The 19,939-nt window shown below is 69.0% G+C and carries 14 protein-coding genes; 10 read left to right on the forward strand and 4 right to left on the reverse strand.

What is annotated here, in order from left to right:
* The coding region (locus tag LW840_RS02695; protein WP_291276371.1) for a carboxypeptidase regulatory-like domain-containing protein at positions 1-651 on the reverse strand (651 nt) is incomplete at its 3' end.
* 226 nt (positions 652-877) lie between these two features.
* Here LW840_RS02695 and LW840_RS02700 point away from each other — a divergent pair.
* The 9 genes from LW840_RS02700 to pdeM all read left to right on the forward strand — a co-directional run bounded on the left by LW840_RS02700 (position 878) and on the right by pdeM (position 13,081).
* On the forward strand, positions 878-2,767 hold the full coding sequence (locus tag LW840_RS02700; protein ID WP_291273641.1) for a serine/threonine-protein kinase: 1,890 nt from the start codon (positions 878-880) through the stop codon (positions 2,765-2,767).
* Positions 2,768-2,964: 197 nt separating this feature from the next.
* Complete coding sequence (locus LW840_RS02705) at positions 2,965-3,870, forward strand: pirin family protein (protein ID WP_291266108.1); 906 nt, start codon at positions 2,965-2,967, stop codon at positions 3,868-3,870.
* A gap of 213 nt (positions 3,871-4,083) precedes the next feature.
* Entirely contained in the window at positions 4,084-4,827 is a 744-nt protein-coding gene (locus LW840_RS02710; RefSeq protein WP_291266107.1) for a DUF481 domain-containing protein, read from the forward strand.
* A gap of 95 nt (positions 4,828-4,922) precedes the next feature.
* On the forward strand, positions 4,923-6,224 hold the full coding sequence (gene soxC, locus LW840_RS02715; protein WP_291276372.1) for a sulfite dehydrogenase: 1,302 nt from the start codon (positions 4,923-4,925) through the stop codon (positions 6,222-6,224).
* 35 nt (positions 6,225-6,259) lie between these two features.
* Positions 6,260-6,823: a cytochrome c gene (locus LW840_RS02720; RefSeq protein WP_291269492.1), complete on the forward strand. Its 564-nt coding sequence runs from the start codon at positions 6,260-6,262 to the stop codon at positions 6,821-6,823.
* A gap of 67 nt (positions 6,824-6,890) precedes the next feature.
* Entirely contained in the window at positions 6,891-7,961 is a 1,071-nt protein-coding gene (locus LW840_RS02725; protein WP_291276373.1) for a ligase-associated DNA damage response exonuclease, read from the forward strand.
* A complete protein-coding gene (locus LW840_RS02730) occupies positions 7,958-9,547 on the forward strand; it encodes an ATP-dependent DNA ligase (RefSeq protein WP_291273643.1) in 1,590 nt (529 codons plus the stop codon). The genes LW840_RS02725 and LW840_RS02730 overlap by 4 nt, the downstream gene beginning before the upstream one ends.
* A 271-nt stretch (positions 9,548-9,818) precedes the next feature.
* On the forward strand, positions 9,819-12,395 hold the full coding sequence (locus tag LW840_RS02735; protein ID WP_291266102.1) for a ligase-associated DNA damage response DEXH box helicase: 2,577 nt from the start codon (positions 9,819-9,821) through the stop codon (positions 12,393-12,395).
* Positions 12,392-13,081: a ligase-associated DNA damage response endonuclease PdeM gene (pdeM, locus tag LW840_RS02740; RefSeq protein ID WP_291266101.1), complete on the forward strand. Its 690-nt coding sequence runs from the start codon at positions 12,392-12,394 to the stop codon at positions 13,079-13,081. The genes LW840_RS02735 and pdeM overlap by 4 nt, the downstream gene beginning before the upstream one ends.
* Positions 13,082-13,090: 9 nt before the next feature.
* Here pdeM and LW840_RS02745 read toward each other — a convergent pair whose 3' ends face one another.
* The 3 genes from LW840_RS02745 to LW840_RS02755 are packed head-to-tail and all read right to left on the reverse strand — an operon-like array spanning position 13,091 to position 18,474.
* Complete coding sequence (locus LW840_RS02745; RefSeq protein ID WP_291266100.1) at positions 13,091-13,984, reverse strand: DUF808 domain-containing protein; 894 nt, start codon at positions 13,982-13,984, stop codon at positions 13,091-13,093.
* A gap of 30 nt (positions 13,985-14,014) precedes the next feature.
* Positions 14,015-15,286: a serine hydrolase gene (locus LW840_RS02750; protein WP_291266099.1), complete on the reverse strand. Its 1,272-nt coding sequence runs from the start codon at positions 15,284-15,286 to the stop codon at positions 14,015-14,017.
* Entirely contained in the window at positions 15,283-18,474 is a 3,192-nt protein-coding gene (locus tag LW840_RS02755) for a glycosyl hydrolase (protein ID WP_291266098.1), read from the reverse strand. Before LW840_RS02755 ends, LW840_RS02750 begins: the two co-directional genes overlap by 4 nt.
* A gap of 130 nt (positions 18,475-18,604) precedes the next feature.
* Here LW840_RS02755 and LW840_RS02760 point away from each other — a divergent pair, with 130 nt between their 5' ends.
* Positions 18,605-19,939, forward strand: coding sequence for a VanZ family protein (locus LW840_RS02760; protein ID WP_291276374.1), 1,335 nt, complete (start codon positions 18,605-18,607; stop codon positions 19,937-19,939).

Consider the following 19,939-nt stretch of genomic DNA (forward strand, 5'->3'; position numbering starts at 1 on the left):
CCCGCTGTTCAAGTTCGACGGGATGCCATCGATGAGCAGCTTGGTACTGGCGATCTCGCTTTCGGTATTGAAGCCGCGAATGCCGATGTCACCCGACACAATGCCCTGGTTGAACTCGGCGCGATACACGCCGGGAACCTTGCGCAGCAGTTCCTGCGCAAAAGCCACGTTTTCGCGGGCAATCTGATCACCGCCCAGCACCGAGACCGCTCCCAGCAGCGCATCGGCGCCCGGATGCAGGTCACGCGAACCGGTGGTGCCACCAATGACCTGCACCGTGCTCAGCTGCTGCTGCCGCACCAGTCGCAGCCGGACCGGCGCGTCGCCCGTCGGCACCGTCACGTCGAGGACGGCGGCAACGAATCCGATGGCGCGCGCCTGCAGCGTGAACCGCCCCAGCCCGGGTGCCTCGATCGCAAAGCGCCCCTCCGAGGCCGTGCGCCCCAGCACCAGGCGTCCGTTCGGATCGGTCAGGCGCAGTTCGGCCCCGGCAATCGGCTTCCCGTCCGGATCGACCACCTGTCCGCGAATCGTCAGAGCCGAGATGCCCGCGGCCGGGGACGGAGCGGTTTGGGCGTACGCGGGGGCAGCAGCGGCGGCGGCGAAGGCGGCCGCGCACAGGGCACGGAGAAGTCGCGATTGCGGATACACGGGGGGGGATAAATAGGGTGACAGATGATAACGCGGGGAGCGTATCAGTAACCGGACGCCTTGTCCACTCCAATATCTGGAAGCCCTTTCATCCCCTCGTGAGGCGGTCAGGCACCGTGCAGGACGTTGCCTCCTCGCTGCAGGCCCCCGCGCCCGTGCCGGCGAGCGAGGGCCGCTGCCGCCCACCCCTGCAACTCACCTGCCCCTCCTGCGTAGGTTGTCGCAAATGAGTCTGCCCGAATCCAGCGCCCCCGACGACCTGGCCACCTTCCGCGCGGCCTTGCGTGGCCAGTATGCCATTCAGCGTGAACTCGGGCGGGGCGGCATGGGGATCGTGCTCCTGGGCCGGGACGAGCGGCTTGACCGCTCGGTCGCCATCAAGGTGCTGCCGCCGCACCTCGCGGCCGACGGCGATACCCGGGAGCGGTTCCTGCGCGAGGCGCGCATGGCCGCGCAGCTGTCGCACCCCAACATCGTGCCCGTCTACCGCGCTGATGAAGTGGGCGACTTTGCCTTCTTCGCCATGGGCTATGTGGACGGGGAAACGCTGGGGGATCGCATCCGCGACCGCGGCACACTGCCCCCGTCCGAAACCGTGCGCATTCTCCGCGAGGTCGCCTGGGCGCTCGCCTACGCCCACGCCCGCGGCATCGTGCACCGTGACGTCAAGCCGGAGAACATCCTGCTCGAGCGCGCGTCGGGACGCGCCGTGGTGACCGATTTCGGCATCGCGCGCGCGGATTTCAACCCGGCGCTCACGCAGGATGGGCTCGTGCTGGGTACGGTGCATTACATGAGCCCCGAACAGGCGAGCGGGGAAGCCATCGATCGGCGCAGCGACCTGTACGCGCTGGGGTGCATCGGGTTTCTGGCGCTGAGCGGGCGACTGCCCTTCGAGGGCAACACGCCGCAGAGCGTGCTCGTGGCCCATGCCACGAAGGAGCCGCCGCCGCTGCGCAGTGTGGCGCCCGGCGCTTCGCCGGCGCTGGCGGCGGTGATCGACCGCTGCCTGCGCAAGCGCCCGGCCGACCGCTACGACAGCGGCGAGGCGCTGGCCGAGGCGCTGGGCAAGGCGCTGCAGGCCATGGAGATCGAGGGGCGCGACGCGCCCGGGACGGCCGTGCTGTCGAGCGACGAGGCGGCGGCCGTGTGGCGGCGTGCCGCCGAGTTGCAGGCCGAGGCCGCCGCGCGGCTCGAGCAGCGCATGCGCACCGGCACCGAGGCGCGGGCCCTGATGCCAGGGGCAACCGTGGCGTCCGGCGACAGCGCCGAGCCCGCAGCCGGCACCGAGGTGGCGACGGTGCCAACCGACGCGTACCGGCTGCGCGACGTCGAGGCCGCGGCCATCGAGGCCGGCATCTCGCAGCGCTACGTCGCGCTCGCTCTCGATGAGCTCCGGGCCCAGCCCGGCGCCGTGGCCGTGGCCCCGGGCCTTTCGGACTTCAAGGAGCGCTTCGCGACCCGCCTGCTCGGCACGGCGCAGCGCACGCTGTCGGTCACCCGCCGCTTCGCCCTGCCGCCGCGGGCGGCGCTGCAGGCCCTGGGCCGTACCTGGCAGAGCTACCCGTGGGCGCTCACCCTCCGCGACACCCTTGGCGGGCACCCCCTGGACGGGGGGGTGATGGTGTTCGACCTCCCCGGCATGACCACCTCCACCGAGTACAAGTGGACGTGGACCCGCTTCGGCGTCTACGTGCCGCAGCTACGGGTGTCGCTGGCCGCGGCAGCCGGCGATTCGCGCGCCTGCGAGGTCACCATTACCATCGACCTGCGCGCCGGCCTTGGGGTGAACCTGTGGGGCTACGGCCTGACGGCCGGTGGAGGAGCTGGCCTGGCGGGGCTCTTCGGCGCCGTGGCCGGCAAGGCTGCCCTTGGCATGGCCGGCCTCGCCCTCCTGGCCCCGGCTGCCGCCGCGGCGATCGTCGGCGGCGTGGCCCTCGCCGCCCTCAGCGGTCCGCTCTACCGGTGGGAAATCGGGAAGGCCGAGGCCGAACTGAACGCTGCCCTCGACGCCATCAATGCCGGCCTCCGCGCGCTCGACGTCTTTGGTGACCTGCCCAACACCAAGCCCCCGCTCACCACGAGAGGGGACGACTTCTTCATGATGAGCATGTAGCCAACGAGCTGCCCTACCGGCGACGGCCGTCAGCGTCCCGAGCACCGCGGCCAGGTCGCCCACCGTTTCGACCGCCAGGCTGGCGCCCGCGCGCTCGGTGTAGCCCCCGCTGGCGAAGACGTCGGACGCCGCCTGCAGCACGCCTTGCACTAACTCACTACTGAGATAGATTTCAGGCATCCTCTCTCTGAGCCGCCATGTCCATTCGTCCCGTCAAGCGTATCGTCACCGCCCAGCCCACCATGGAAGGGGCCGGGGTGCACCTGCATCGCGGGTTCGGGTTCGGAGAAACCAGCGAAACCGATCCGTTCCTGCTGTTCGATGATTTCCGCGGCGACGACCCGCGGCAGTATCAGGCGGGATTCCCCTGGCACCCGCATCGCGGCATCGAGACCATCACCTACGTCCTCGCCGGCAACGTCGAACACGCCGACTCTCTGGGCAATCGCGGCATGCTCGGCGCAGGCGACGTGCAGTGGATGACCGCCGGCAGCGGCATCATTCACCACGAAATGCCGCAGGGTGACGCACAGGGGCGCATGCACGGCTTCCAGCTGTGGGCGAACCTGCCCTCGGCGCAGAAGATGGTGGCGCCGCGCTATCAGGATGTGCAGGCCAAGGAGATCGCGGACATCATCGACGATGACGGCACCACGGTGCGCGTGATCTGCGGAGAATTCTGGGGGAAGCGCGGTCCGGTGGATGGCATTGCCGCCGACCCCTGCTACCTCGATGTGTACGTCCCGGCCGGCGTGAAGAAGTCGCTGCCGGTGGACGCCTATCGCAGCACCTTCGCCTACATTTTCCAGGGCAGCGGCACGTTCCGGCACGCCTCCGATCCCACGGGTGTGCTCACCGAGCGCACCGCGGGCAACGACGACGACCTGGTGCGCGACCGCAGCGGCAACCGATCGCTCATCTTCTTCGACTCGGGCGATGAGGTGGTCGTGCGCGCCGGCGAAGAGGGGATCCGCTTTCTGCTGGTCAGCGGCACGCCCATCAGGGAACCCGTCGCGTGGTATGGTCCGATCGTGATGAACACCCAGGCCGAGTTGCAGGAGGCGGTGCGCGAACTGCGCGCGGGCACGTTCATCAAGCACTAGTCCCGTTTTTCCGTGGTCCCGTGCGGCATACTCCCCCCGTAGCAGACACTCTGGTCGTTCCGCGAGGCACGTGGTCACTCCCGACCACGTGCCTCGCGCTCGTCGCGCTCCTGGCCGCCACGGCACCCCACGGTGGTGCGCAGTCCGGCCCGGCACCGGTGACGCCCGCCCGCAAGATCGACTTCACCACCTGACTGACCCGAACCCCTCCCCATGCGCCGTCTTGCCCTGCCGCTCGGATTCCTGCTCTCTGCCAACACGCTGGTGGCGCAGGATGCACCCAAGAAGAACCTCGAGTTCTCCGGCACCGCCGGCTTCGCCCAAACGAGCGGCAACGCCAGTGCCATCAGCACCAACTTCGGCAACAAGATCAAGTACACGGCCAAGGGGTGGACGCTCAACGAGGATCTCGCGTTCTTCTACGGCGAGGCCAATGATGACGTGAACGCGAACTTCTGGAACGGCGGCCTGCGCGCCGAACGGGCGCTGCATCCGCGCCTTGGGGTGTTCGTGGCCACGCGCTTCGACCGCAACGTGTTGCAGGGCATCGCCAGCCGCTTCGAGGAAGGCTTCGGTCTCGACGCCAAGGTCATTGCCACCAAGCGCGATCAGCTCAACATGCAGTTCGGTGGCTCGCTCTTTCAGCAGCGCCTCACCCCTGGGTCCACCGCGAGCGCCGGGCGCAACTTCCCGGCGGCGCGCCTGGGGCTCGACTACAAGCACCTGTTCACCGACCTCGCCTACCTGCAGCAGACGGGGGAGTATCTCCCCAATCTCGCCGAAGGCGGCACGTACCTGGTCAACACGGAAACGTCGCTGGTGGCGCCGCTCTCCAAGCGCCTGGCCGTGAAGCTGGGCTACGTCATCCGCTACAACAGCGCACCACCGGTGCGCAACAACGTGCCCCTCAAGACCACGGACACGTTCTTCTCCAGCGGCATCACGTTTTCCTATTGACACGCCGTCCTCGGCCCGGCGTTCGCACACGACGCCGGGCCTGAGCGTACATTAGGCGCGCTGGCAGCTTCCCTGCCCCAACTTCGGAGTTTCCCGTGGACGCGCCGCCGACCCCTTTCGATTCTTCGCCGCCAAGCGAATCGCACCCGCGTGAGTCGCGCTCCCGCGATTCGCTTTCGCGACGCTCCCTCCTGCGCACCGGTGGTCTGCTCGCCGGTGCGGCGCTGACCCCGTCGTTGCTCGGTGCCGTGGCGCAGGACACCGTGCCCTCGGCGGCGCCGCTGCCCGATCCGACGCGCACACCGGGCGCGCCCAGCGATTCCCTCGGCACCCGCTCCCCCTTCGAGACCCCACGGCTCACGCCGGTGGGAGTCACCGGCGGGTCGTCGTGGACGCCGCATCATCTGCTGCACGGCACCATCACGCCGGCCGACCTGCACTTCCAGCGGCATCACAACGGCATCCCGGCCATCGACCCGGCGCGGCATACCGTCACCATTCACGGTCTTGTCGATCGCCCACTCGAGTTCACACTCGAGGAGTTGAAGCGGTTTCCCTCCGTGACGCGCACCCGCTTCATCGAGTGCTCCGGCAACGGCGGACGGGCGTGGAACAACCCCAAGCCGGAGATGTCCCCGCAGGTAGTGGACGGACTCACCAGCAACAGCGAGTGGACCGGGGTGGCCGTCTCCACGCTGCTGCGTGCCGTTGGGGCCAAGGCGAGCGGAACGTGGGTCCTGGCGGAAGGCGGTGATGCCGCGGTGATGACGCGCAGCGTCCCCACCACGAAGATGCTGGACGATGCGCTGCTGGTGTACGCGCAGAACGGGGAGGCGCTGCGTCCCGCCAACGGCTATCCGGTGCGACTGCTGCTCCCCGGGTGGGAAGGGAACATGTGCGTGAAGTGGCTGCGGCGGCTCGAGGTCATGGACCAGCCGGCCATGACGCGCGAGGAAACCTCCAAGTACACCGACCCGCTGCCCGGCGGGCAGGCCCGGCAGTTCAGCTTCGTCATGGACGTGAAGTCGCTCATCACGTCGCCGTCGTACCCGGGCACGCTCGCCGGTCGCGGGTGGCACGCCGTTCGCGGCCTCGCGTGGAGCGGTCGCGGCCCCATTACGCGCGTGGATGTGTCCACGGATGGGGGGCGCACGTGGCACCCGGCCACGCTGCCCAACGGCGCGCCACCGCTGGCGCACACGCGCTTCGAGTATCTGTGGCAATGGGACGGCAAACCGGCGCGCCTGCTGAGTCGCGCCGTGGACCAGACCGGGGCCGTGCAGCCGACCGCCGACGAATTCCGTCGCGTGCGCGGCGACGCACCGGGGTACCACTACACCGCCATTCGCGCGTGGGACGTGGCCGCCGATGGGACCGTCACCTTTGGAGGGGGCTGATGCGCCACGCGTCTGCTACCGCTCGTACCGTCGCCGTGGCTGGCCTGCTTTTCGGCTCGGCCATGACCGCCTGCACCGACTCCGCCCCAGAGGCGGCACCCGCCGACCCCACCTACGGCCTGGGACACGCACCGGCGCCGGCGGCGCTCGCGACCATCGACATCGATGTCGACCCCACGGGACGTGGACTACCTGTGGGCTCAGGGAGCGTGACCAGCGGGGCCGTGGTGTACGCGGCGCAGTGCGCCTCGTGCCATGGCGCACGCGGCGAGGGCATTGCCCCGTCGCCGGCCCTCGTGGGACGCACCCCCGATGTGGGCTACGACTTCTCCAAGGGGGAGCGCGCGCCGCGCACCATCGGCAACTACTGGCCGTACGCCACGACGGTGTTCGACTATGTGCGCCGGGCCATGCCGCTGTCGTCACCGGGTTCGCTGACCGCCAACGAGACGTACGGCGTGGTTGCCTGGCTCTTGCACCAGAACGGCATCATCGACTCGACCGCCGTGATGGACGCGAAGAGCCTGCCGGCCGTGGCCATGCCGGCGCGTCGCATCTTCGTGCCTGACGATCGCACCGGGGGCCCGGCGTTCCGCTGACGGTTTGGCGTCAACGCCGGCGTGACGCCGGAAACCTCGCGGACGCGGGGCGCCTTACCCCTGTGCCATGCTGCGCACCACCGACCGCGGCCTCTACTGTGAGGCCGGTGACTTCTTCATCGACCCGTGGGCCCCTGTGCCACGGGCGGTGGTCACGCACGCGCATGGTGACCACCTCACGTGGGGGTGCGACGCGTACCTCGTGAGCCACGACGGCGAAGGGGTGACGCGGGAACGGCTCGGCCGTTGGGGGAGCGGCGTGGAGTCGGTGGCCTACGGCGAAACGCGCCTCGTGAACGGCGTCACCGTCTCGCTGCACCCCGCCGGCCACATCCTCGGCTCCGCGCAGGTGCGCCTCGAACATCGCGGCGAAGTGTGGGTGGTGAGCGGCGACTACAAGACCGATCCCGATCCCACCTGTGCACCCTGGGAGCCGGTGCGCTGCCATACGTTCATCACCGAAAGCACCTTCGGCCTGCCGATCTACCGCTGGCCGTCGCAGCGCCAGGTCTTCGACGAGCTCAATCGGTGGTGGGCCGCCAACGCCGCCGAGGGGCGGGTGTCGCTGCTCTGCGCCTACGCGCTGGGCAAGGCGCAGCGACTCCTCGCCGGACTCGACCCCGCCATTGGCCCCATGCTCACGCACGGTGCCGTGGAACGCATGACGGCGCTGTATCGCCACGGCGGGGTGGCGCTGCCCCTCACCGTGCACGCCACGGACGCGTTGCGCACCAGGGCCACCGCCGGCGCCATCGTCATCGCGCCACCCAGTGTGACCGGCTCGACGTGGCTGCGCCGCTTCGGCGAAGTGCGTACGGCCTTTGCAAGCGGCTGGATGCGCGTGCGTGGGGAGCGCCGCCGTCGCGCCGTGGATGCTGGCTTCACCCTCAGTGATCACGTGGACTGGCCGCAGCTGCTCGCGGCGATCGACGCCACGGGGGCAGAGCGCGTATGGGTAACGCACGGCTTCACCGGGCCGGTGGTCCAGTGGCTCACCGAACGCGGCCTCGAGGCGCGCGTCATGGCGACGCGGTGGGAAGGCGAACGTGACGACGCGGCGGTCGATGCCGCCGCCGACGACAACGATGGGGCGACCACCGTGACCGAGGTGCCGGTGGTCGGTGAGTCCACGTCATGAAGCAGTTCGCCGCGCTCTACGACGCGATCGATGCCAGCACGGCCACGTCGTCGAAGGTGGCGGCGCTCGTGACGTTCTTCCGCGATGCGCCGCCCGCCGATGCCGCCTGGGCGGTGGCGTTCCTCACCGGACGCCGACCGAAGCGGCTCGTGAAGGCGCCCGACCTGCGGGCCTGGGCCGGCGAGGCGGCCGGCGTTCCCCCCTGGCTCTTCGAGGAGTGTTATGCCCAGGCGGGCGATCTCGCCGAAACCATGTCGCTGCTCGTTCCCGAGGGCGAGCCCCGGGAGAGCGAGGGGCTGGCGTGGTGGGTGGAGCATCGCCTGCTGCCCCTCGCCACTCGCGATGCCGAGGAGCAGAAGGCCGACCTGCTCGACGCATGGTCCACGCTGGGTGGGTCGGCGCGCTTCGTGTTCAACAAGCTGCTGACCGGTGCGTTCCGCGTAGGCGTGAGCGATGGGCTCGTGGTGCGCGCCCTCGCCCAGGTGAGTGGTGTGAACGCGGAGACCATCGCCCACCGCCTCATGGGGCAGTGGGAGCCGAGTGCCACCTGGTACGCGCAGCTGGTGGGCACCGAGACCACCGATGCCGACTGGAGCCGGCCGTATCCCTTCTTTCTGGCCTATCCGCTCGAAGCCGATGTGAGCACGCTGGGGGACGTGCGCGACTGGCAGGTGGAGTGGAAGTGGGATGGCATTCGCTGCCAGCTCGTGCGCCGTCGCGGTCGCACGTTCCTGTGGAGCCGTGGCGAGGAACTGCTCGCCGGCCGCTTTCCCGAAGTGGAGTCGTGCGCGGAATGGCTCCCCGATGGCACGGTGCTCGACGGCGAACTGCTGGCGTGGCGTGAGGGCCGCCCCCTCCCCTTCAGCGAGCTGCAGAAGCGCATCAATCGCAAGGCGGTGGGCAAGAAGCTGCTGGCCGATGTGCCGTGCGCGCTGCTGGTGTACGATTGCCTCGAGCAGGGCGGCATCGATGTGCGTGCGCACAGCATGACCGATCGGCGTGCCATGGCTGCGTCGTCTGTTGGTGCGTTACCGAGCGGGGCGAGCATTGCCCTATCGCCGGTACTCGACGTGCCGTCGTGGGAGGAGGTGCACGCAGCACGCGCCAATGCACGCGGCGCGATGGCCGAGGGGCTCATGCTCAAGCGCCGCGTGTCACCCTACGGCGTGGGGCGGCGTGTGGGCGACTGGTACAAGTGGAAGGTGAATCCGCTCACGGTGGACGCGGTGCTCGTGTACGCGCAGGCCGGGCACGGCCGCCGCGCGGGGCTCTACACCGACTACACCTTCGCCATCTGGGACGGTGATACGCTCGTGCCCTTCGCCAAGGCCTACAGTGGTCTCACCGATGCGGAGATCCGCCAGGTGGACCGCTTCGTGCGCGCCAATACCGTGGAGAAGTTCGGACCCGTGCGCACCGTGAAGCCGGAGCTGGTGTTCGAACTGGCGTTCGAGGGCATCCAGAAGAGTACGCGCCACAAGAGCGGCATTGCCGTGCGCTTTCCGCGCATCGCGCACTGGCGGCAAGACAAGCCCGCGCACGAGGCCGACACGCTGGACTCGGTGCGAGCGCTGCTGGGTGAGTAGATGACAGGTTTGCTGATTCCGTGCCGACGGAACGCGGCACTGGCCACCGCAACCCTTTGGGCTTCGGACTTCCGAGGACTTCGGGCCTCCGATTTCGGACGTGCATCGGACCTCCGAGCTCGGATATCGGACTTCCGAGGTCGGATAGATGTCCGAGGTCCGAAACCGGAGGGAGCGGTCGGAAGTCGGAGGCCGGATGCTGCGGCGCCTCCCTTTCTCCGATTCTCCTGTTGGCAGTTCCCCCCGCGACGCTGCCTGGTATGCTGATCTAATGGTCGGAGAACCCGAGAAGCCGAGCAGTGGTGAACTGCATACGACGCGCCTCGATGCGTGGTTCACGTCACGCGGCTGGGAACCGTTTGCCTTCCAGCGTGACGTGTGGGCCGCATACGCCAATGGTGAATCGGGGCTCATCCACGCCGCCACCGGCACCGGCAAGACGTACGCGGCGTGGATGGGACCCGTGCTCGAGGCACTGGCCGAGCAGCCGCAGGCAAAGAAGGCGCGGCGGCGCGCCGACACCATGCCGCTGCGCGTGCTCTGGATCACGCCGTTGCGCGCCCTCGCGGCGGACACCGAGCAGGCGCTCCGACTGCCCGTCGAGGAACTCGGCCTGCCATGGTCCGTGGAGTCGCGCACCGGCGATACCTCGCCATCGCGTCGCGCGCGCCAGCGCGAGCAGTTGCCCACCGCGCTCGTCACCACCCCCGAGTCGCTCTCGCTGCTGCTCTGCCGCAAGGACAGTGCGGAGCTCTTTCGCGATCTGCGCTGTGTGGTGGTGGACGAATGGCATGAGCTGCTGTCCACCAAGCGCGGGGTGCAGGTGGAGCTGGCCCTGGCCCGCCTGCGGCGCCTCTGCCCGGCCCTGCGCACCTGGGGCGTGTCGGCCACCCTGGGCAACCTGCAGGAGGCAGCCGACACCCTGCTGGGTTTCGATGCCACGGGCGCGCCGCGCCCGTGCCGGCTCGTGCGCGGCGTGGTGCCCAAGACGGTGGAAGTGGAAGCGCTCGTGCCGGAGACGATGGACCGCTTTCCGTGGGCCGGGCATCTCAACACCAAATTGCTCCCCGAGGTCATGCGCCGCCTGGAGGCGGCAGACAGTGCCATCGTCTTCACCAACACGCGCTCGCAGTGCGAGATCTGGTTCCAGAGCATCATCGCGGCCAATCCGTCGTGGTTCGAGTTCACCGCCATTCACCACGGCTCCCTCTCGCGCACCCAGCGCGAGGACGTGGAAGACGGACTGCGCTCCGGTCGGTATCGCGTGGTGGTGGCCACCAGCTCACTCGACCTCGGCGTGGACTTTGCCCCGGTAGATCTGGTGATGCAGGTAGGCAGCCCCAAGGGGGTGGCGCGCCTGCTGCAGCGCGCGGGCCGCTCCGGGCACAACCCCGGGCGCGTGTCGCGCATCGTGTGCGTGCCCACGCATGCCTTCGAGCTGGTGGAAGTCGCCGCCGCGCGCGCAGCCATCGAGGCGGGCGCCATCGAAAGCCGCGATCCACTTGACCGCCCGCTCGATCTGCTGGCGCAACATCTCGTCACGCTGGCACTGGGCGGCGGGTTCACCCGCCACGACGTGCTCGCCGAGCTGCGCACCACACGCGCCTATCGCCTGCTCACCGGGCAGGAGCTGGACTGGGTCATCGATTTCGTCACGCGCGGTGGCGAGGCACTGCGGGCGTACCCCGAGTACGCGCGCGTGGTGGACGACAACGGGGTCTTCCGTGTGACCGACCGCCGGGTGGCACTGCGGCATGTGCTCAACATCGGCACCATCGTGAGCGACGCAGCCATTGCGGTGCGCTATCTCAAGGGCGGACGCCTGGGCACCGTTGAGGAGTCGTTCGTGTCGCGCCTCGCGCCGGGGGACAAGTTCATCTTCGCCGGCACGCCCCTCGAGTTCGTGCGGCTGCGTGACCTCACCGCGTGGGTGAAGCGCGCCAAGGGCATGAGTGGGGCCATCCCGCGCTGGATGGGAGCACGCATGCCGCTGTCCACCGAGCTCGCGGCCGCCGTGCGCGACCGTCTCGAGGAGGCGCGCCGTGGCGAGTATCGCTCACCCGAAATGCAGGCCGTGCGGCCGGTGCTCACCATGCAGGCCGAGCGCAGTGTGATTCCGCGCCCCGACGAACTGCTCGTCGAACGCACCGAGACGCGCGACGGGCACCATCTGTTCGTCTATCCCTTTGAAGGGCGGCTCGTGCACGAAGGGCTGGCAGCGCTCTGTGCCTATCGCATGGCGCAGCTGCAGCCGTTCTCCTTCTCCTTCAGCTGCAACGACTATGGCTTCGAGCTCTTGAGCCCCGAGCCGGCACCGCTGGAGGAGGCCCTCGAAGCCGGGCTTCTGGCCACCGCGCACCTGCTGCACGACGTGACGCAGAGCCTCAATGCCGCCGAGTTGGCACGTCGGCAGTTCCGGGAGATTGCGCGTGTGGCGGGGCTCATCTTCCAGGGCTATCCGGGGCAGTCGAAGAGCGTGAAGCAGTTGCAGGCCAGCAGCAGCCTGCTGTACGATGTCTTCGTGAACCACGATCCCGGCAATCTCCTGGTGGCCCAGGCGCGGCGCGAAGTGCTGGAGCGGCAGCTGGAGGCGAGCCGGTTGGGGCGTGTCCTCGAGCGCCTGTCGCGCAGTGCCGTGCGCGTGGTGGATGTGGAACGCCCCACTCCGCTCGCCTTTCCGCTCATGGTGGACATGACGCGCGCCAAGCTGAGCACCGAAAAGCTCGCCGACCGGGTGAAGCGCATGACGGTGGCCGCCGAGAAGCCGGCGAAGCACGGGGTGGCGAGTGTGTTCCGCATTGGCGCCACCGTGTCGCGGCTCATGAGCCACGACGAGCCGCGCCGTTGACTGCCGCAGAGGGCGAACTGGAGGGGCAGCTGGAGGGGGCGCTCGAGCTGTCCGTCGCCAACGAACGGGTGCTTCTGCTCCCGGAACGCGCGCTCTGGCTGCCGGCGCACGACACACTGCTGGTGGCCGACCTGCATTGGGGAAAGGCCGCCGCCTTCCGCGCCGCACACGTGCCGGTGCCGATGGGCACCACGAGCAGCGATCTCGCTCGACTGTCGAGCGCCCTCCAGTCAACCGGGGCGAGGCAGTTGCTCATTCTGGGCGACCTGCTGCATGCCCGCAGCGGCCGGCACGACGAAACGATTCGTACCATCGGCGAATGGCGGGAGCGGCACGAGCAGGTGACCATGTCCCTGGTGCGCGGCAATCATGACCAGCATGCCGGCGATCCACCGGCAACGCTGCGCATCCGGTGCACCGACGAACCGGCGCGGCTGGGGCCGTTCGTGGGCGTGCACGAGCCGGCGCACCACGCGCACGGCTACGTGCTCTGCGGGCACCTCCACCCCTGTGTCACGGTACGCGGTCGCGGCCGGCAGTCGCTTCGCCTGCCGGCGTTCGTGTTCGGAGACACCCGCGGCGTGCTGCCCGCCTTCTCGAGTTTTACCGGTGGCGGCATGTACGAAATGCAGACCGGCGATCGCCAGTACGCGATCGCCGGAACCGAGGTGGTGCCGCTCGCCTGAAGGTGCCGCTCAGGGCGTGCCCTTGCCGCGCACCTTCTGCACCAGCGAGTAGAGCACCACCAGCACACCGCCGCTCACCACGCCCAGCAGCGCGTCCAGCACCGTCTTGGTCACCGGTGCCACCGGCCCGGTGCTCGCGGCCCACGCCTGCAGCACCACGTCGGCGGCATGCCAGCCGTGCGCAATGATGCCGCCGCCCACGGTGAACATGGCGGCCGTGCCCAGCACGGAGAGCGTCTTCATGAGCAGCGGCGCCGCCTTGAGCAGCACGGCGCCCAGGGCGCTGCCTCGCCGGTGCAGCGCCAAGCCGGCGTCGTCGATCTTCACGATCCCCGCCACGAGTCCGTACACGAACACCACAGCGGCCAGACTGATGAGGGAGAGCGAGACGACCTGCTGGGACAACGGTGCCGCACTCATGGTGCCCAGCGCGATCACGATGATTTCCGCCGACAGCACGAAGTCGGTACGGATGGCACCCTTGATCTTCCCCTGCTCGATGGCCACCAGCTGCGCCTCGGTGAGCTCCGGCTGCGTGAGGACCGGGGAATGGACCGTCGGTTCATCGGCGTGCAGGAACTTGTGCGCCAGCTTCTCCACCCCTTCGAAGCAGAGGAAGAGGCCACCGATCATCATGAGCGGCATCACCGCCCACGGCGCAAACGCACTGATGAGCAGTGCCACCGGCACCAGAATGACCTTGTTCCAGAAGGAGCCCTTCGCCACGGCCCACACCACCGGCAACTCGCGCTCGACGCGCACGCCGCTGGCCTGCTCGGCATTGAGCGCCAGGTCGTCGCCCATGACCCCGCTGGTCTTGCGCGCGGCCACCTTGGACAGCACGGCCACGTCGTCCATCATGGACGAGATGTCATCGAGCAGGGCGAGGAGACTGGAGGGCATGAGGTGAAGGCAGTGGGGATGAGGAGGTGGTCAGCGCAACGACCCGAGCAACTTCTCGACGAACGTGTTCAGGCTGGCATTCGTGTCCATCCAGCGGATCACCGCCACGACATCGTTGACCGGATCGACATAGATGAAATTGTTGCCGGCGCCCACATGCACGAAGGCCTGCTCCGGTGCCGCCTTGAGATACGCGCCTTCCGGATTCACGAACCAGTTCATGTAGCCGTACGTGCGCTGGGCCGGGGTGGGCGTGAGCGCCTGCGTGACCCACGACTCGCTCAACAGCTGCTTCCCGCCCCAGTTGCCGCGCCGCAGCGTGAGCAGGCCGAAGCGGGCCATGTCCCAGGCATTGAGCACCATGCCGCCACCCCAGTGCCCACCACCGCTCACACTCTGCACTTCACGGCCGTCGAGCACGATCCAGGAGTTGTCGTAACCGTACCAGCGCCACGTGTGCGAGGCGCCGATGGGGTCCATGATGCGCTCCTTCAGCACCTCCGGCAGCGGCCGCCGCCACAGCTGCAACACCGCCAGCGCGAGCACGTTCACGCGCGTGTCGTTGTATTCATAGCTGCTCCCCGGTGCCTTGCGGGCCCGCGCGGTCCAGGTGCTCGCGTCCTGCGCCGGACGGTCGGCCCACTCGGGTTTGCCCCACAGGGTGCCCTCCCAGTCGCTCGTCTGACGCAGCAGGTCGTCCCACGTGATGGTCCGGTTGTGCGGCGTTTCGAAGGGCATGAGCAGCCGGTCGGTACCCGGCCAGTCGCGCCCGTACGCCGTGCCGTTCGGCCGTGCCCGCACGATGGGCGGCATGTACGGGGCCACCGTGTCGCGGACGCTCCGAATGCGGCCGTCGTCCACGGCCAGCCCCACCACCGTGCTCAGAAAGCTCTTGGTCACGCTGTTGGTGGTCTCGTTGGCCGTGGGGTCACCCCACGTGGCCACCACGTAGCCCTGGCGCACGATCACGCCGGTCGCGCCACCACGCGGCGGCAACGGCCCAATCGCCTCACCCAGCGGCTCGCGCCCGAACGATTGCAGGTGGTTGAGTTCGAGATCACGCGGCGTGCGGCTTTCCTTGCTGATCGCAAACGCCACCGCATCGGCCAGCTTCAGCGAGTCCATCCCCACCGCCGCGGGCGCCCGCCGCTCCCACGAGCCCGCCGGCGGGACGTAGGGCGTGGCCGCCGCACGCGCCTTCTGCGCCTGCGCCGCGGGAGCGAGGAGCAGCAGCGCGACCGCCGCGAGCCCCGCACCTCCGCGCCGCCCTCCCCGCCGCGCCTCCTCTGCGCCGCCGATCATGCGATCGGCCCCTTGCCCTTCGCCTTGCTGATCACCCCGGGCACGTTGTTGGCCTTGAGCAGGGCGTTGAACGCGGGCACGTCCACCGTTTCGATCGCCTCGACTTCGGCGCGAATGCCGGCCCACACCTTCTCCAGTTCGGCCAGCCGCTCCTTCACCGGCTGCGTGAGGCGCGTGTTCCCCTCCACCTGACCCAGCAGGAAGCCGTACTGGCCGTTGATGCCGTTGGCGTAGTTGATGATGTCCTGCCCGTTGGCCGCCTTGGTAGTGAGACGCGGATCCATCTTGTCCAGCTTCCCCGTGAGCGCGCGTCCTGCCTTGCCGATCGTGTCGGCGGCCGTCGTTTCGCGCGCGCGCGTCACGTACCCCTGCACCTGCGTCTTCACATCGCGCAGTCGCAGCACCGACTCGTGAATCTCGTTGATGCGCATGGCCAGCAGGTTGGCCACGCTGTCCCGCTCGGCGATCACCGCCGTTGGGGCGTCAATGCGGGGGTCCTGCTTCACCACGAGCGGCTGCGACAGCACCGTCGTGCCCACCGTGAGGCGCACGGTGTAGTTCCCCGGCGAGACGCGCGCGCCGCCGTCACCCGGTGCGCCGAACAGCATGACGTTGCCGATGCGGGCCGGCATCGCGCGCCGCAGGTTCCACGTGAGGGTGTTGAGCCCCGGCTTCACCGCCAGACGGCTCGTCGAGTCGCGCGTGGCGAAGCTGCGCACCACGGCGCCCTTGGCGTCGAGGAACTCGAGGGAAACGGCGGTGGCGCTGTCGGGCGCCGTGGCCAGGCGGAAGTACACCGTGGCCCCGTTGGGCGGATTCTTCCCCGCATTGGCCGGGGTACCAAAGCCTCCGCCGCCGGCGAAGAGCACCGCCTCGCGCGGCGCGTACAGGTGCGCCTTGGCCTGTTCGAGACTGTCGGCGTGCTGCCGAATGACCGACAGGTCGTCGAGAATCCAGAAGGCCCGTCCCTCGGTGGCCGCAATGAGGTCCCCGTGCTTCACCTGCAGGTCGGTAACGGGCACCACCGGGAAGTTGCTGCGCAGCGGCAGCCACTGGGCACCGGCATTGTACGACAGGTACACCCCCGTTTCCGTGCCCGCATACAGCAGCCCCTTGCGCACCGGGTCCTCACGCACGACACGCACCGGCTCCCCGTCACGCAGCCCGTTCACGATGCGCGTGAACGTGGCGCCGTAATCACGTGACACGAACATGTGCGGCGTGGGATCGCCCAGACGGTCCTTGCGGAACGACACGTAGAGGGTGCCCGCGTCGTGCGGCGAGATGGCGATTTCGTTCACGAGTCCGTCGCCCCACGCGGCGGGCGTGATGTTCGTCCAGCTCTTGCCCCCGTCACGGGTGCGCTGGATGAGCCCGTCATCGGTGCCCACATACATCGTGCCCACCTCGTGCGGCGACTCCTCGATCACCACGATCGTGGCGTACACTTCGCCGCCGGCGCCTTCGTTGGTGATCGGCCCGCCACCCCACCCCTGACGGCTCTTGTCATTGCGCGTGAGGTCACCCGAGATCGGCGTCCAGCTCTGGCCGCGATCGGTGGTCCTGAACAGCACGTTGCCACCGTGGTACACCACCTTGTCGTCGTGCTGCGACACCTCGATGGGCGCCGTCCAGTTGAAACGGTACCTGGTCTTGTCGGTGGGCTCCGTGAGGTTCATTTCCGGCCACGGCATGATCGTGCGCGTGAGCCCCGTCTGCGCATCCTGCTCGTCGATCAGCCCCTGGTAGCAGCCGCCGTACACATAGCGCGGATTCTTCGCGCTCACTCCCATGTTGGCGCTTTCGCAGCCGGGGCCCTCGTTCCAGTCGCGGATGCCGATCGCGCCGCCATCACTGCGCGACTTGATGATCACGCTCGTATTGTCCTGCTGGCCGCCGTACAGCTTGTAGGGGAACGCGTCGTCCACCGCCACGTGATAGAATTGCGACGTGGGCTGGTTGTCCTGTGTGCTCCAGCTCTTGCCACCGTTCAGTGAGATCGATGCGCCGCCGTCGTTGGCATTGATCACGTAGCGCGAATCGCGCGGGTTCACCCAGATGCCGTGATTGTCACCGTGCGTGGCGGGAACGACGGCAAAGGTGCGCCCACCGTCGGTGCTGCGCAGCAACGGGGCGTTGCTCACCCACACGGCGTCGGCGTTCTGCGGATCGGCGGTGATGTGCATGTAGTACCACGAGCGGGTCTGGATGAGCCGGTCGCCGTTCACCAGGCGCCAGCTCTTGCCGGCATCATCGCTCCGGTAGAGGCCCCCGTTCTCCGCCTCCACGATGGCGTACACGCGGTCGGGATTCGCCGGGGACACCGACACGCCGATCTTGCCCATCAGCTTCGGCAGCCCGTCGCTGAGGCGGGTCCACGTGTCGCCGCCATCGGTGCTCTTCCAGAGGCCGCTCCCTGCGCCGCCCGAGCGCACCATCCACGGCGTGCGCTGATGATCCCAGAAGGCCGCGTAGAGAATGCGCGGATTGGTGGCGTCCATGCTGAGGTCACTCGCGCCGCTCGTCGCGTTGGTGCCCTTGAGCACCTGCGTCCAGGTGCGTCCGCCGTCGGTGCTGCGATAGATGCCGCGCTCCGCGCTCCCCTGCCAGCGATCGCCCTGTGCCGCGACATAGACCACGTCGGGGTTCCCCGGATGCACACGCACCGCCGAGATCTGGCGCGACGCTGCCAGCCCGATCCTGGACCACGTCCGCCCCTGATCGGTGCTGCGGTACATCCCGTCTCCGTACGTGCTCGACTGCCCGCGAATCGCGTGCTCGCCGGTGCCCACGTAAATGACGTTCTCATCGCTCGGCGCCACGGCAATCGCCCCGATGCTGCTCGACGTGAAGAAGCCGTCGGAGATGTTGCGCCAGTTGGTGCCGGCATCATCGGTGCGCCACAGGCCGCCCCCGGTGTAGCCGGCGAAGTACGTCATGGGGTTCGACGGCAGGCCGGCCACGGCCACCGAGCGCCCACCGCGCCACGGCCCCACGTTGCGCCAGGGCAACGCCGCGAAGGTTGCCGAGTCGAAGGCGGACGGCCCGCTGCGGACGCTGGCCACCGGGCGTGCCGCGCGCGACTGCGCGGCAAGAGTGACGGGGAGCGCCAAGGAGAGCGCGAGGGGAAACGTCAGCACCAGCGTGGCGACACCGGGTCGCCGGGCGAGGGGGGAACGACGAGCCATCGGGTCGAGCTCCTGTGGAGGGGGGTCGGACGATGCCCAAAGATAGCGGGACTTCAAGCCGCCGTTCCGGCCGGCCGATACCCCAGCAGGGCGGAGGGGGACGTCCGGTCCTGCTTGCCGGCATTGGTCAGTGGCGCTTCATCCAGGGGACATGCAGGCAGGCAACACGGCGGGAATTGGCTCGAGCGGGGGGATGGCGCGTGACGACATGGCTCCCGTCACCGCACCCATCGCGACCCCACCGGCCGCGACGTCACCGACACGTCGGCTGTTCCGCCGCGTCGCCGATCGCACGGCACTACGCCTCGGCCGCGCCGTGCTGGCCTACCTGGGGATCATGGTGGGCATCATCACGCTCGCGCCGTTCCGCTTTGCGAGCGCGCCGGTTCACGGCCTGTCGTTCGTGTGGACCTGGTCCGATCTCGTGCTCAACCTGGTGATGTTCGCGCCCGTGGGCTTCGTGTACCAGCTCACCCGACCGCGCGGCGTCGCTCCCGATCTGGGGCGGGTTTTCCTGCTGGGGCTGGCCGCGAGCAGCGCCATCGAAGTGGCGCAGCTCTTTTCGCCACTGCGCTATCCGTCGCTCTTCGATCTGGCCACCAACTCCAGTGGGGCCGTGCTGGGCGCCCTGGCCTACACCCGGCTGTCGCAGCGCGTCCCGGGACACGCGGCCGTGCAGCGGCTGGCGCTCGAACTGCCGCTCATGGGGCTGGTCTATCTGCTCGTCCCCCTCTGTTGGCTCATCGGTTTCGGGAGCGAAGAGGAAAGTCGCCGGGTGCTGGTGCTTGGTCCGGCGCTCATGGCCGGGGGCATTCTGGGCACGGTGCACGGCGCGGTGGTGAGTCGCACCGGTCCGGGCTGGTGGCTGGCGGCCACCTCGCTCGGCTGGTCGCTCGTGGCCCTCGTGCCCGGGGGGCGCGGCGATCTGCCCCTGGTCGCTGCGACCTCGGCACTGGTCGTCGCGGTGGCCGTGTCCTGTCATCTCGCCACGCGGCGCGTGCTCCAGGGGGCGCCCGCCGGCGGCAGCCGCCGCTTCGAAGTCCCCACCTTGCGGCGCGTCCTGCCCGTGTTCGCCGCCTATCTCACCCTGTCGGCGCTCTGGCCGTTGGGTGATGCGGACGGCCAGTGGCGGGGCACCCTGGCACTCACCCTCGCCGACGCGACCCTCACGCAAGGCACCGTGTTTCGCGCCCTCGAACAGGTCGCGGCCTTCACCCTGGTGGGGTACATGGCCGCCGAATTCCGCGGTCGCGACCGACGCCGGCAAGGTGCGGTGATGCTGCAGGTGGTGGCGTGGTGCGCCGTCGTGTCGGCGCTGCTGCAGGCGGCACGCGGCTTTCAGCCGGCGACCGGTGCCAGCCTGCTGCTGTTCCTGCTCACCCAGGTGGCGTCCATGACCGGCCACCAGCTGTATGTGCTCCAGCGTGACCACGTGCGGGCCCTGCTGCAGCGGCAGCGCGCCTAG

Origin of the sequence: Gemmatimonas sp. (genome assembly GCF_021298855.1) — a bacterium.
Lineage (GTDB): Bacteria > Gemmatimonadota > Gemmatimonadetes > Gemmatimonadales > Gemmatimonadaceae > Gemmatimonas.